This is a genomic window from Treponema primitia ZAS-1 (assembly GCF_000297095.1).
GTDB lineage: Bacteria > Spirochaetota > Spirochaetia > Treponematales > Breznakiellaceae > Termitinema > Termitinema primitia_A.
In genome coordinates, this window is the sequence record NZ_AEEA01000040.1 from 37,046 (window position 1) to 51,349 (window position 14,304).

Here is a 14,304-nt window from a genome sequence, read left to right on the forward strand (position 1 = left end):
CCACCTAGGGGTATACGGTGCATATTAAAAATACTTTTTCTCCTTTGGGTACTTCCGGTCCTTCCAGCGGAGGATGATCTTGCGCGGGAAACTTCGTTGCAAGTAGAACGCCTGAACCAGGCGGTCAGCGAGGAGGCTTCCCCGGAATTGCTCAGCTTTGACCTGGGCGATTCGGATGTATCCTTGTTTTTAAAGGGTTCCTGGAAGGGAACCCTTACCGGCAGCTGGGGCCTATCCCACAGCGACCTGGGCCTGCAGGCGGCTTCCGTGGATTCCCCCATCCTTTTTGCCCAGGAAGCGGACATGACCCTTTCCCTATGGCTCCGGGAGCGCTGGTTTCTGGAGACCAGCTTTCTGGACGATTATGATCTCAATACCTACCGCGCCGGATACCAAGGCAAGGACGGAGAAGCTATCCAATATGTGGGGGTTGGAAATACCGGCCTGGATTATCCCCTGTTTCCCTACCTTGATTTAGGGGGCGATTCCGCCTATTCCTTCGGCGCCTACGGCCGTTTTGGCATTGGTTCCTGGACCCTCCACAGTATGTTCCGCTATGACGCCGCTGCCCGGGAGGAACGTATCTTTGTGGGTAACCGGGAACGGACCTATTCCCAGGTTTCCCCGGATCGTATACTCAGGGGCCGGTCCTTTGTGCTCCCCCAGGAGAATATCAGCGCCGCCCCGGTGGTATACCTTGAGGATAAGGCGGGGGATCTTTGGGATAATTCCGGACGCCGATGGCGAAAAGCCCTGCCCGGTGAATACGGGGTAAGCGCCCGTTACGGCCTTCTGGAACTGGCCGCAGAGCCTAAGGGTATGGTGGCGGTATGGTACCCCGGCGCGGATGCTGATCCGGGAAGTTATAGCGCCAAGACCGGTTTCCTTGGGGAAGTTCAGGACTATTTTGATTCCACCCGTATCGATATAAAACTTGAAGAGTATCCCCAGCCCGGCGGCACCGGAAAGCCCGGTATAGCCGTCATCAACGGTATTAATGCCCTAATTATTTACGAACCGGGATCCTTCTCCCCCTTTGAGCGGCAGAACCGTTACAGCGCCCCCGCCAGCAGTTCCGCCCAGGCCGTACTAGCCACAGCCTCCACGGGTGAACGTATCAGCGGGTTTGAGGTGCTGCCGTTAACGGATACCCTGGTATCCGCCAATCTTCCCCTGCTCCCGGTTCCGGAAACCCAGCGGGGAATTTACGAGCTAGTCAATCTAGCCAGTTCTTCAAACCCCCGGGATGCCCAAACCCGCTGGCCCCTGATAGGTTCCCCGGCAATTTATCTGCCCGGGGGAGGCAAATTCAACCAGGACCTGACCCTCCGTTTTACCAATTACGGTCCCGCCGGGGTCTACGATATAGGAACCGATGTGGTTCCCGGATCGGTGGAAGTTTTCCGCGGAGGACTTTCGGATCCGAATATTTCCTATAACGCCGGAAGCGGCGTTGTTCAACTTAAAAATCCCGTGGGCCCCTCGGAAATAATCCGGATTACCTATCTTAAACGGAGTGAAGAAACCCGCCTTGGAAGCCTTGCCGCAGGTATCGGAGCGGTTTATAACCCCGGCGGCCCCTTCTCATCCGGCCTGGGAATAGGGGTACGCTGGAACGTCGCAGGCGAATCATTTTCCGAAGAAAGCGCCTCAAGCCCAGGAACTGTAGGTCTTGGGGCAAGGGCGGATTGGCGCTTTGAACGCCTCAAGACAGGGCTTACCCTGGGGCTGGGCTTTGAACAGTCCGATACCACCGGTCTCTACCGTATTGCCGGCATGGAGGGCAACTCAGAAATAGTGCTTTCAGTCTCAAGTTCCTCAGGTTTTATTTCCGAAACCCCAAAGGGCTACGAGAAAGACAAAAGGGCGGATCTGGTTTACCGGAATTACCGGAATACGGATATCCTGGGATCCACCAGCCTCATGCCCATAGACTGGTCCGGCAGTACCTTTGTTTCGGACAAAGACGGTCCCTACCCGGTTAAGGATTCTGTTTACAACGAAGTTTTTACCGCAGAGCCGGAAGATCTGGACGGGGATGTAAAAACCTGGACCGGTTTTCAGGTTCCCCTGGGTTCCGATGGGGAGCTTCTGGAACGGGCCCGGCAGCTCATCGTCCCCTTCCGGTTCTACGGATCCCCTCCCCCGGCGGGTACGGTTAAACTGGTGGTTCAGTTTGGTTCCATGGCGGACAAGGATACTCCGGCATCGGAGAACCCGGATCTGATAGTAGAAAGGGTGCTGTTTGATTTCACCGATACCCCATCGGGGGAATGGGAAACAAGCAAAGGAAAACTCTATCTCACCGATACGGACCGCAGGAAACTCCAGGGCGCCCGGTATATGCGCTTTCTGATAATTAGCAATACTGCTTCCGTTCCATTTTCCGGCAAAATCCTTGTCGGCAAACCGGTACTCTACGGCGCATCCTGGAGGCCCATTACCGTAAGCGGCGGCGAAATCAAAACCGCTCCGGATACTAATGCTGCGGGATCGGTTTCCCTGGCGGAACTGTCCGACACCGGTCTCCGTTCGAAGTACCCCGATATGATTAACCGGCTCCACCCGGAATCTGCGCGGCAGCAGGTCCTGGAAGTCCGATGGGAAGATATGATCGGTTCCGAAGCCGCCGGGGCCGACGGCAGAGCAGCAGCCATCCCGCTGGAAAACTACCGGGTCCTAAGTTTTTTTCTAAAAACACCGAAAACCGATCTACACAACACCCAGTTTCGCTTCATCCTGGGCCGCGGGCCGGATTCCCTTAAACAGGAACAGGAGTTAGCCCTGGATGTACGCATTCCGGGAACAGCCCTTGCTTCCCTTCCCGGCGGCGAATGGACAAAGGTGGAGGTCCGCTACGGAGCAGGGGAACGCCGGGTCTCGGTTAACGGCTGGGAAGGATCGGGCAGCCAATATGTGCAGTACCGTCAGGATGCACTGCGGAAAAACAGCGGAGAGCAGGCGGACGGCTACGGAACATCAGGCCAAGCGGCATATATGGCCGCCTTTCTCACGCCTACCGGCGCAGCAACACTACAAGCGGGCAGCTTTTCTATCGATGAGCTTATTCTGGAGGACGCCGTCTCCTTCTACCGCACCAACGCCGGGGGCTCAGCGGAATGGACCCAGCCGGGAACCCTGGCCAGTTACGGGAACATACCGGTGCTGGAGGACCTTAGCATAAGAACCGCCTTGGAGACCGGTCTGCGGGGTGAACCCTTTATCCCGGAAACGGATGGATTTGCGGGACTTGAAAGCAGATCCAACGGAAGCATACGCTTTTTAGGCGCCCAACTGGAGGGAGATCTTACCCTCGCCGTTTCCACGGATGATAATAACTGGAGTGCGGGCCATGTTGTTTCCCGGTCCTGGGGGCCATTCTCGTTTCGCGAATCCTTTTCAGATTCCCCCCTGGACAACGCCATGCTTCACGGCTTTGGCCTGGATCTCGCAACAACGCTATATACCAATATGAAATCGAATATTACCTATGAAGATGAAAAACTGGAACGGCAATGGCAGGCGGCTCTGGGGATAAACGATAGCCCCGCTTTTCCACTGGGTTTTTCCATGGGATCCTCCGCAAAGTGGACGGAAAATTCTATCGGGAGGCTGCTTAGCAATTACGGCGAAACCTGGGTACAGAGCTGGCCGGACATGGTAATCGATCCGGGCTCCGGCGCATCTAAGCGTGAAGCGGAGGCTCTGTTCAAAACAAATCTTGCAACGGCGCCTTTAGGGCTTGAACTATCCCTGGAGGGAATTTCGAACGTTACAAAAGCTACTCTTATAACCCAATCGGAAACCCGGGGACGCTTGGAATTCCCCCTTAGCCTGGGCAGCTACCGGCTCCGCTTCCGGGAGGAACGGTACTTCCGGCGGAATTTACGTTACGCAGGAATGGATATCTCGGATGACCTCTCCAAATATACCGAAGCCCTGGAGGATTCACTCCCCCTATGGTACGCAATACCCCTGTATGCCCTCTATGATCCCGATTGGGGAACCGGTATAACAAGGGCTCAGGAAAAATCCGATTCGGCGGATCTGTTTGATGCGGGCATCTTCACGGATAGATCCGCCATTACCCTTTACCTGCCGGAACATTTCGGCCTTTCTTCCCTTTTCTTACCCCGGGAAATTGACGCTGGAATCACCCGTACCCTGGAGAAAAAACTGGACACCCCCTTTGATATGCTCTCCTATGGTACATCCCTAAGCTTTTCCTCCCTCAATATCTTCGGCGCCCTGGGGACGGTTCCACTTTTTACGTTTTACCAAACCGACGAATTCCGCCATACCCTGATCGCCGTGGTAAATGTCCCTAAAAATGAATCCCTATCCTGGCGTTTCCAGGATGAACTTGGGTTGGACTTTTTTGGTTTTTCAGGAGCGGTCCTGTCCCTTTCCAATACCATTACGGCGGACACAACGGGAAGCAGTTACGGTATTCTTGACGGATTTACCCTGGAATGGACCGTACCGGCAAAAAAGACCCTCCTGGGGCTTCTCTATGACTGGTACTGCGGCAAAGTACAGAATAGCCCTAACTGGCCTGCCCTCTCCCGCATGGCGGAGATGGAATATGAACGTTTACGGCAGGAGTCCCTGGAACTGGTTATTGATACCACAGCGGAGGATCCAAAGCTGTCGGTAATTCTTGGGCACGAATCTATAATCCGTATCCTGGGGCGGCTTTCCCTTTCCGCCTTCGAAAAATTAAACGTCACCCATGATGCGGGCACGGATATACTGTCTTTCATCGCCACAATTGGAACAACCTTGAACATTAGTTTCTAGGAAGAAGCATCGGGCTCATTCGGTACCCCTTCAAGCTCTGCAGCGGCCTTTTCTGCTGCTTCTTTTTCCGCAGCCGCCTTGTCCGCAGCTTCCTTCTCCACCTTAGCCTTGTTAATGCCGTCAATAACCCGGCGAATCTCATCTTTGTGGGCGGCGGAAATGCCCGTTTCATCAAGGAGGGTCGTTAGCTTTTCTGTGTCCGTAAAGCCTTCGGTTACCGCTGTTTCCAATTCTTTGATACCATCATCCTTTTCCGAGTCGGCGACCAGCAAAAGCCGGGCGATAATAAAACGAACCGCCGTCCGCTCAAGGGCAGTGGGATCGTTTAATGCGGCGTCCGAGAAGGACCGTCCCTGGGGAAGAGCGGTTACAACCGTCCGGTATTCCTCCAGAGCCCGGGCGTAAAATTGACCGGACTCCAATACCTGGGCATATTCATACCGTACTTTTGTATCGTTATTTTCCGCAAGCCATTGGCTATAGGTATCCACCGCTTCTACCTTGTTCTGCGCTTTTTGCGTCCGTGCCAGAAGAAGCAGCGTATCCTTATTATCCGCCATGGTAAGTTTGTATTTTAGAAGAACCTCTTCTGCATTTTCCGGCTTATCCATGGCCATCAGCACCATGGCATAATTGTATCCCTGGTCAACGCTGTCCGGTTCCAGCTCCAGAACCCTCTTGTACAGTGTCTCCGCCCCGCTAAGATCCCCGGTCTTTATCCGCGAATAGGCCGCAGATTTGAGGGCCAACACATTATCCTTGTCCCGTGCAAGGACCCGGTCAAAATGTCTAACCGCATCATCAAAACGGCCTGTTTCATAGGCTATTCTGCCCAGGTTGTATTCGGAAGCAGTCTTAGTCTTATCAATCGAACGGGCCCGGTTCAGCCACTTTTCCGCCTCCGCGTATTTCCCCAGCTCAAAATAGGCCATACCAAGGGAAAAGTACTCCTCCGCAGAAGCTGCTCCCTGGGATGCGCAGCCGGAAAAACAAAGGGAAGCGATAACTAAAAACAGTATTACTGACTTCATTTGTGTGTGCCGAGAACCGTATGCTCAATTTCCCGAAGCTGTGCCCGGTACAGTTTTGCTATATTGGACCCGTAATCCGCGACAAGCTGAATAATATTCCGGGGATACTCCTCCATATCCTTGCCATTGATACGGTCACCCGCATCCCCAAGACCGGGCATGATATACGCAGCATCGTTCAGGACCGGATCCATCCAGAGGGTATAAACCTGGCAGTTATCCAAAGCCCTAACCACCCGGAGGGCCCCCTTAAGGGCAGCGATGGCATTTAAAAAATGAACCGACCGGGGCTTAATACCCTGGTCCAGGAGGTACTTTACCACGGTTACCAAACTTCCACCGGTGGCGTTCATGGGATCCGCAAAAACCAGATCCTTGCCGTCAAGATCCGCTAATTTAAAATAGGACCGGTCCAGATCCAGAATGTATTCCATATCGTTTTCATGTTTAGAATCGTCCCGGCGTATCCGGAACAGGGCAAAGGGGGTCACATAACCGTGGGAAGAGTATTCCTGTATCTCCTTAGACATGATCATCGAAGGGAGCAGGGCGCCGCGGAGCATGACGCACATCACCGTATTTTCAATACGGCTGTCAATGTTCGTGATCTTATGGACCGCATAATTCTGCGCCGGAACAGTCACCGGGGTCTTAACAATAAGGTGATTTTTCGTTTCCCCGGTCTTCCCTCCGTAGGCAAGCTTGAAGAGCATCTCATAAGCCCGCTGGATGTAGTACACAAATTCCTGGTTTTCGGTCCGCACATCCCGGAGCTTGGCGATAAGCCGGGACGCCTCGGCATGGCTTTCGTTGGGGGTTAAAAAGGAGTACACCTGGATACCCTCACCGCCCTTGCAGATTTCCTGCATTATGCTGCCCATGTCGTTATAGAGAGCGATAAGGGTATCCTCCGCCTGTTTCCGTTCCGCCACAGAACTGGTTCGGCTCAGGATGTTAAAGCACCCCAACGCCTCCTGGTACAGCGCATCCATTTTTGCCAGATAATTCTTATCCGCTTCAGTAAGGTATCCGTCCAAATCTTCCGCTTTTAAAACGACCTTATTCATTTTTGACCCCTATCGTATAACACCATAGCAGGAAGGGGGATAAAAAAAAAGCCCCCGGTATTCCCGGGAGACTTTTCTGAGCTTTGCTTAATCGCTTAAAAATGGATGCTAAGCCCGGTAGAGGCAAAAGACAACGCGCTGTATCCCAATTCCATAAATACCCCTATAACCGGCGTAAAGAACCAACGGGCTCCAACGGCTGCCCCAAAAAGCAAAGAACCATCGCTATCATCACCCGAAAGGCCGCCGGATTTCCATTCAAGCCACTCAGCCTGATACCCAAAGGTTCCCACAGCATAGGTATCAAGGCCATCAACATCCCAGTTGAAATGATACCCAATACGGAAACCAAGATCGAGATTGGAATAGGTATATTCATATTTAGCTCCGAGCAGGCTATTATCTTCCCCGGAACTATAAAATCCCACAATACCACCCAGGAAGAAGGGCAAACCGCCAATAGGCAGATTGTAATCAACGGATGCCGAAAGCGGTGGAACTATTAAATTCCCATCCTTCGGATAATTAAGGCCAATACCGATATTTACCGCAAAACTGTTCGCCGGCACTGCGCTCGGATATTTAGTAAGATCCTCCGCTTCAAAGGCAAACAAAGAAAACGCGGTAATATTCACACAAAAAATCAAAGCAAAAAACATTTTTTTCATTTCGTACTCCTAATAAAATTGTAATTTTTTATAAACTATTAATCAATAGATTCTATGGCATTTCGACGGCCCGCTCCAGGAAGGGGCTCCGCAGTTGGGCGGCGGCTCGGGTACCCCACTCTCCGGCAGCGGCGCCACGGCGGGACAGGAAGGCCCAGAGTTCCCGTGCGGGAGGCAGCTTGCCGCTGCCGTTCAGACTGGTACCCAGATAATATATGGTTTTATAGTATTCGACTTCTTCGATATATGAAAGCAAAACCGGCCGACGGGGGGTCTGCTCCATAAGCAGGTCCAGGGTACTAAAGGAAAAATCGAATTGTGTCCTGAGGATCTCCTCGACCATTATACTATTCTGAATTAAAAAGGCAAAAAGCAGGTGTTCCACCCCCCGGTTATCCCGGCCCAGGGCATGGTAATAGAGCCCTAAAAGCCGGTGCGCCCGCTCCACATCCTGGTTATTGTAGCGGTAGAGGGTCAAAAATCGGCCCACCCCTTCATTTTCCAGGGTCCGCATCATGGCGGTTCTGACAAAGGAAGAAGAATCCTGGGACCAGAGGGTATCCCGCTTCAGGATCTCCAAGAGCCGTTCTTCCATGGCGGTATATTCCTGCCTGAGCCGGTGGATATCCACAATCTTATACAGGATCTCAAGGTCAAAGCCCGGGGTTTCCAGCAAAATCCGCTGTGCATAGGCCTTTTCATACTGTCTAAGGGCTATCCCCAACTCTCCTTCTACCCTATAGGCCTCGCCAATCCAGTATTCGGCGTCGGGGAATTCCTTATAACGGCCAATGGCTTCCAGAGCTGCCTGGGCGGAATCCCTGAAGGATTCCCGAGGAAGGCGATAATACAGTTCCGCCAGGGCCGCCGCCGCGTCTATATGTCCCCGCTCGGCGATATAGGGCTCTATCAGTTCCAGGGAGTCCCCCATGCGGCGAACCTCCGGTATGGACAGAAGGGTAATAAGATCCTGCTCCATCCGGGTATACATGGCCCTCCGTTGATCCCGGGCTTCCACAAAGGCTATAAGCGCCTCTCCATAATTACCGCTTCTGAAAAAAAGCTTACCCCGTTCCAAGGTATACCAATAGGGACGATCCATCTGCCTTTGGGCAAAGGCCGGAATGCAGATAAAGGATAAAAAGATAATATGAAGGGATACTAAGATTGTTTTTCTCACCAACGCTCCCTCTCTCTACTGTACCCCAGCCGGATAAAAAAAGCCACCCTTTCTACAAACGGTCCAGTTCTTCCCGGAAAGCCGCGTCCGCATCGGCGGCATCAATGGTCCGGATTACTTCGCCATGCCGGAAGATCAGCACCTTATTTCCCGCGCCGCTTATCCCCAGATCGGCATGCCTGGCTTCCCCGGGGCCGTTTACCGCGCAGCCCATAATAGCAACGGTCAGGTTCTTGTCCATGGCGTACAGAATATCCTGCCAGCGTTGGGTAAAGCCGTGGGTATCAAACCCGTTCCTGCCGCAGCGGGGGCATGAAACAATGGTAATCCCCTTTTTCCCCGCAGCCGCTCCTTGCCGCTCCCCAGCGCATTCCGAAGTTTCCGCCGTCGTATTGAGTATCTCCCTGCCGGCTATTACCTCATTTTCCATGGTATCCGACAAGGAAACGCGGATGGTATCCCCTATGCCTTCCCCGAGCAAAGTATGGAGGGCCGCAGTATTCCTCACCACCCCGGCGATAAGGGGCCCCGCTTCGGTAACCCCTATATGGAGGGGCGCATCGGTCCGCTCTGCCAAAAGCCTATTCGCCCTGATAGTATCCGCAACCGAAGATGCCTTCATGGACACCATGCGGGCAGAAAAATCGAATTCCCTGAAGATTGCCAGTTCCCGCTCCGCAGCGCTCACCAAAGCTTCCGCCTGGCTAAGCTTCCCCGCATCAACACCGGCTGCCAAGTCCCGGGGCAGGCTTCCGGCATTAACGCCAATCCTGATGGGTATGCCCTTTGCTGCGGCCTTGGACAAAACCTTCTCCACCCGGTCCCGGCCGCCTATATTCCCGGGATTAATGCGTATCTTTGCTATTGGATAATCGAGACAGCGGAGGGCAATTTTATAATCAAAATGAATATCCGCCACCAGGGGCATGGAAACCCGGGAAGAAAGCTCCCCAAGAACTTCGGCGGCCTCCGGATCCGGAACCGCAAAACGGAGGAGAGCGCAGCCCATCTGTTTAAGCCGCCCTATCCGTTCCAGGATTTGTTCCCCGGCGGAACCTTCCAGATCAGAAAAAGAAAGGCGGTCCTTCCACATGGTCTGAATAACCACAGGAAAGCTACCGCCTAACTTTATACCATCCACATGATCAAAACCACCAATAGTCAGGACCCGGGACACTTTGTAAAGAAACTCTTCTTCTTAGCCTAAGCTGGTCATGGAGAGAACCATGGCGAACAGGGCGACGGTTTCGCAGATACCAACCACCGCGATGTACTGGGCAAAACCTTTACCGGTTTCTCCCTGAGCGTCCGCAGCCGCAGCGCCTGCCTGACCCTGGGCTATGGCAGAAAAGGCCATGGCTAAACCGGAGGCAAAACCGAAACCGACATAAAGCCATGCGTTTTCAGGATTCGCAGCAACCGCCGTCTTTATTTGCCCCATCAAAATAAAACCGTAGAAAGTCTGCGTCAACGGTGCGCCCGCAAATGCAAGCAGGGTCATCGGCGCCGGTTTATTGGCTATGTAGCATTTCTTCCATGCGCCGATTGTTGCCTGACCGGCAATACCGATACCCAGTGCCGAGCCCAGGGCGGCAATCCCCATTACAAGACCTGCTCCTAATAATCCAAAACTCATGACTTACTCCTATTTACTTTTTTGCCGTTTCAGCAAACGGTCTATATGCAGTGCCCGACCATGTCAGACCCAAATGACTTGAAAATTCCAGGGTATTCAAACGAACCCCATGGACTAGTACTGATAATACATTGAGAACAAGATTTAATCCATGACCGAAACACAGCAGGATTAGACCTAAGAAAACCAGGAAACTCCCCAACAAGGGACCGACCATACTGTTCACCGTGGAGGCGATTGAGGCCCCCGCAAGCCCTACCGCCCAAAGCCTGATATATGACATGATATCGGAGAACACATTGGTAATCCCCAAAATCACCGAAATGATATTTGAGAAGCTTGCCCCAAGGGACCGCAGTATACTTCCTTCGTAGCTGCCGAACACAAAGACCAGAACAAAGCCGCCTATGAGCAGATACATTGACTGGGGCAGGAAGGGGATGGGCCGGTAATCATTACTGACCACCAGGAAGAGAACCACATTATACATACCGAAAAGCATAGCCAGGTTGCCAAGGTCGGCAAAAAACTTGAGGGACTTTTCTTTTATATTTCTGATAATGCCTATCACATGGGCAATGGACAGCTGCAGTAAAGCCAGGGAGAAACAGAATATCTGCAAATTCTGATCCACCAGCGCCGAAGCTTCCGGGGATTTTGCCGCCTCCGCACTTGATATGAGGGGCAGGGATATATTCTTAAGCGCCCCAGGAACCATTTCCAAAGGAAGCCCGAACCAGGAACAGGTAAGAATACCCCATACCATGTTAGAAATACTCAAGAGGAGCATCATCTTAAAAATTGCCGGGGTACCCTTCCTGGCGGTTTTGAAAATACCGAACAGGGCGGTTGCGAGGAGGATTAAACCGTAACCCGCGTCACCGAAGATCATGCCGAAGAAAATACAGAAGAACAACAGGAACCAGCCGGAAATATCTACTTCGTGGTAGCCCGGAACGGTTTCCAGGAAATCCGTAAGGGGATAGAGGAGGCTTACCAGCTTGTTGTTTTTAAGCTTAGTGGGTACCTCTTCATCCGGACCCGGCTCGTCGGCGATGAGGGCCCAGTTATTTTCCGCAGCGGCCCGCTTGAGGAGACCCACATCTTCCTGGGGGGCAAAACCGGAGAAGTAGGAAACGGCAAGATCCTCGGGAATATCGTCTACCAATTCCAGGGTCGCCCGGGCCACTTCAAAATCTATCCGGCCCTGAACAATGGCCATTTCCTTATCCAGCACCGACTTGCGGTCCGCGAAGTTCTTTAACTTCCCTTCAATTTCCGCAATCTTACCGGGTAATTCCGCAGCTTCGGCGTTCAGTTCAGAAAGGGATTTCTCCGGCAGTTGTATGGGGGAGACCCCGGGTAGTTCCTTGTCAAAAACGATAATCCGTACCGAACCCTTATCCCGATTCTTGAGGATATACTTGGTATCCTCCGGAAGGTTTGCAAATACGGAGGGGATCAATTCGTAAAGATAGATATTTACGCCGCTTGCCCCCAGTTCCCTGAGAGATTCGGGGGTAAAACTCCCCCAATTTTTAAGCCGGGTAGTTTCCCGGGCAAGAAAGGCTAAACGATCCTGGCAGGCTTTAAGTTCCTTACCCCAACCCACCAACATATCCACCAGATCCGGCCGTTCGGGGGCATTGATCGCATCTATGGAGTAAAATTCGGAATCTTCTTTTCCAAGGATATCCGCAGCCCGCCGGCCTCGGGCGACGCCGGCGACCGGCTTACGATCCACCCACCCTTTGTTCGTATCGGGCTTTTTCTTAGGGGGCGCCTTATATTGCCGGAGAAGGCCCTGGGCAGTTTCCACCCTGGTTTTCCGTTCAAACACCTTGGACAGCGAATCGGAGGAAACATTTTTCCGCTCCAGATGCACCACCCCTAGTTCCCGCAGCTTGGTAAGGGCTTCAATCTGTGTCTTATCCTGGATAACCAGGGACACTTTCTTCATAGGTACGATCACGAGGGGAACCTCCTCACGGTGTTCGTCGGGTGAATGTTCATTTCGCTGCCTTCTCCAATCCGCTCTTGGCGATCTTGCCCCGCACTACCGCAGAGGTCTGCTGATCCCCAAGGTAGACGCCTATCTTTTTTATACTTCCCTTAGTCTCAGGAATCTTAATCTTCTCAAAGAGGTTCACCCTCTGGGTAGTAACCCGTAACTCGTGGTCCAGGCGCTTACGCTGTTCCTCCAGGATCTGTGCTTCCAAATCCAGGAGTATCACCTGCTCCATCTTCTCCACCGCCACATCAAGCCACAGGGGCGTACGGGCTAAGTCGTAGGGGGCGACCTCAAAATCCGCACCCTGGAATATGGGTATGGACACACCGGCGATGTTTCCTTCCGAGGTCCTGAGACTGGTAATCTTCAAAAGCTCCGGAACAAAAACACCGGTTTCACCGAAGACACCGACCCAGTTTTTAAAGGACTCGTCCAGAAGGTCTTTTTCTTCCATCAGTTCTTTGATCCGAATTTCGGTGGTACGAATTTCACCCTGAAGCTGCTGCTTCTTGAGCATCAGGGTCGGCAAATACCGCTGATACATCTTGAGTGAGTCTTTCTGCTTTTTAAGCTCATTCTTAGTCAGCTTTATCTTTGCCATGGATACACTTAGTCCTTCTTAGGCCAGAACTTCGTAATAAGTTCAGTCCGCAGTCCCGTTTCTTCGGGGCTGAAACAATCCGAAAGGATTTCCCAACCCAGATCCAGGGCCCCTTCCAGGGGTATGTTGACCGTAAGGTCCATCATCTTCTTTTCAAAGAGTTCCCCGTACTTGAGGAGTTTTGCATCCCAGGGGGTCATGATAAAGCCCATGGCCTTCTTTTCCAGGGTATCCCGGTAGGCTGAGTAGAGCTTGATCATACCGTCCATCAGAGCCCGGTGGTCCGCCCTGGTTTTACCGTTAACCTGCTGTTTAAGCCGGGAAAGGGAACCAAAGGGCTCGATACGGCCATTCTTAAGGTAGTACTGACCTTCGGTGATATACCCCGTATTATCCGGCACCGGGTGGGTAACGTCGTCGCCGGGCATGGTGGTAACACCCAGGATGGTGATGGAACCGGCGCTCTCAAAGTCAACCGCCTTTTCGTAGCGGCTGGCAAGCTGGCTATACAAGTCTCCGGGGTAACCGCGGTTGGAAGGAACCTGCTCCTGGATGATGGAGATTTCCTTCATGGCGTCCGCAAAGTTGGTCATATCCGTAAGGAGGACCAACACATCCTTGCCCTGGAGGGCAAACTGTTCCGCCACGGCCAGGGACATATCGGGAATCATCAGACATTCTACGGTGGGGTCCGACGCGGTGTGTACGAACATCACCGTACGGGAAAGGGCGCCTCCCTCTTCCAGGGTATCCTTAAAGAAGAGGTAGTCGTCGTATTTAAGACCCATACCTCCCAGAACGATAACGTCTACTTCGGCTTGCATGGCAATACGGGCCAGGAGGTCGTTGTAGGGTTCACCGGAAACCGAGAAAATGGGCAGCTTCTGGGACACCACCAGGGTGTTGAAGAGGTCAATCATGGGGATACCGGTACGGATCATGTTCCGGGGTATAATACGATTGGCGGGGTTAACCGAAGGTCCGCCTATGGGTATGGGGTTATCGTGCAGGGCTGGTCCGTTATCCCGGGGGGTTCCGGAACCGGAGAATACCCGGCCCATGAGGTTGTCCGAAAAGGGTACCTGCATCTGCCGGCCCAGGAAGCGGACCGTATCGCCGGTGGAAATACCCCGGCCTCCGGCGAATACCTGGAGGGAAACCAGATCCCCGTTCAGACGGTTAACCTCCGCCAGGGAAGTACCGAATACGGTGTCCACCTCGGCGAGATCCCCGTAACGGATACCCTCGGCCTTCACGGTAATAACGCTTCCGGTAATGGATTCGATCTTACTATATACTTTGTTCATGAC

10 protein-coding genes are annotated in these 14,304 nt (G+C 52.9%); 1 reads left to right on the forward strand and 9 read right to left on the reverse strand.

Annotated elements, in window-relative coordinates:
- Positions 1–96 precede the first annotated feature (96 nt).
- The gene (locus TPRIMZ1_RS0106630; protein ID WP_010256662.1) at positions 97–4,800 is read left to right on the forward strand and encodes a hypothetical protein; all 4,704 of its coding nucleotides are present in this window, start codon (positions 97–99) and stop codon (positions 4,798–4,800) included.
- Here the strand turns inward: TPRIMZ1_RS0106630 and TPRIMZ1_RS0106635 are convergent.
- The 9 genes from TPRIMZ1_RS0106635 to TPRIMZ1_RS0106675 all read right to left on the reverse strand — a co-directional run bounded on the left by TPRIMZ1_RS0106635 (position 4,797) and on the right by TPRIMZ1_RS0106675 (position 14,301).
- Positions 4,797–5,831: a tetratricopeptide repeat protein gene (locus TPRIMZ1_RS0106635; protein WP_010256665.1), complete on the reverse strand. Its 1,035-nt coding sequence runs from the start codon at positions 5,829–5,831 to the stop codon at positions 4,797–4,799. The two genes, TPRIMZ1_RS0106630 and TPRIMZ1_RS0106635, sit on opposite strands and share 4 nt — an antisense overlap.
- Positions 5,828–6,898 (reverse strand): uracil phosphoribosyltransferase, encoded by a 1,071-nt coding sequence (locus TPRIMZ1_RS0106640; protein WP_010256668.1) that lies wholly within the window; start codon positions 6,896–6,898, stop codon positions 5,828–5,830. Before TPRIMZ1_RS0106640 ends, TPRIMZ1_RS0106635 begins: the two co-directional genes overlap by 4 nt.
- A 95-nt stretch (positions 6,899–6,993) precedes the next feature.
- A complete protein-coding gene (locus TPRIMZ1_RS0106645; protein ID WP_010256670.1) occupies positions 6,994–7,566 on the reverse strand; it encodes an outer membrane beta-barrel protein in 573 nt (190 codons plus the stop codon).
- A 52-nt stretch (positions 7,567–7,618) separates the two neighbouring features.
- Positions 7,619–8,746, reverse strand: coding sequence for a hypothetical protein (locus TPRIMZ1_RS0106650; protein WP_010256674.1), 1,128 nt, complete (start codon positions 8,744–8,746; stop codon positions 7,619–7,621).
- Between the two features lie 52 nt (positions 8,747–8,798).
- The gene (gene ispG, locus TPRIMZ1_RS0106655; protein ID WP_010256676.1) at positions 8,799–9,923 is read right to left on the reverse strand and encodes a (E)-4-hydroxy-3-methylbut-2-enyl-diphosphate synthase; all 1,125 of its coding nucleotides are present in this window, start codon (positions 9,921–9,923) and stop codon (positions 8,799–8,801) included.
- Between the two features lie 21 nt (positions 9,924–9,944).
- A complete protein-coding gene (locus TPRIMZ1_RS0106660) occupies positions 9,945–10,382 on the reverse strand; it encodes an ATP synthase subunit K (protein ID WP_026043575.1) in 438 nt (145 codons plus the stop codon).
- Positions 10,383–10,395: 13 nt separating this feature from the next.
- On the reverse strand, positions 10,396–12,342 hold the full coding sequence (locus TPRIMZ1_RS0106665) for an ATP synthase subunit I (RefSeq protein ID WP_010256685.1): 1,947 nt from the start codon (positions 12,340–12,342) through the stop codon (positions 10,396–10,398).
- 49 nt (positions 12,343–12,391) lie between these two features.
- Entirely contained in the window at positions 12,392–12,994 is a 603-nt protein-coding gene (locus tag TPRIMZ1_RS0106670) for a V-type ATP synthase subunit D (RefSeq protein ID WP_010256689.1), read from the reverse strand.
- Between the two features lie 8 nt (positions 12,995–13,002).
- Positions 13,003–14,301, reverse strand: coding sequence for a V-type ATP synthase subunit B (locus tag TPRIMZ1_RS0106675; protein WP_010256692.1), 1,299 nt, complete (start codon positions 14,299–14,301; stop codon positions 13,003–13,005).
- Between the last annotated feature and the right edge of the window lie 3 nt (positions 14,302–14,304).

Coding starts and splice junctions, on each gene's coding strand:
- TPRIMZ1_RS0106665 (WP_010256685.1), bottom strand. CDS start 12,342: ATGAAGAAAGTGTCCCTGGTTATCCAGGATAAGACACAGATTGAAGCC.
- TPRIMZ1_RS0106645 (WP_010256670.1), bottom strand. CDS start 7,566: ATGAAAAAAATGTTTTTTGCTTTGATTTTTTGTGTGAATATTACCGCG.
- TPRIMZ1_RS0106660 (WP_026043575.1), bottom strand. CDS start 10,382: ATGAGTTTTGGATTATTAGGAGCAGGTCTTGTAATGGGGATTGCCGCC.
- TPRIMZ1_RS0106675 (WP_010256692.1), bottom strand. CDS start 14,301: ATGAACAAAGTATATAGTAAGATCGAATCCATTACCGGAAGCGTTATT.
- TPRIMZ1_RS0106670 (WP_010256689.1), bottom strand. CDS start 12,994: ATGGCAAAGATAAAGCTGACTAAGAATGAGCTTAAAAAGCAGAAAGAC.
- TPRIMZ1_RS0106640 (WP_010256668.1), bottom strand. CDS start 6,898: ATGAATAAGGTCGTTTTAAAAGCGGAAGATTTGGACGGATACCTTACT.
- TPRIMZ1_RS0106635 (WP_010256665.1), bottom strand. CDS start 5,831: ATGAAGTCAGTAATACTGTTTTTAGTTATCGCTTCCCTTTGTTTTTCC.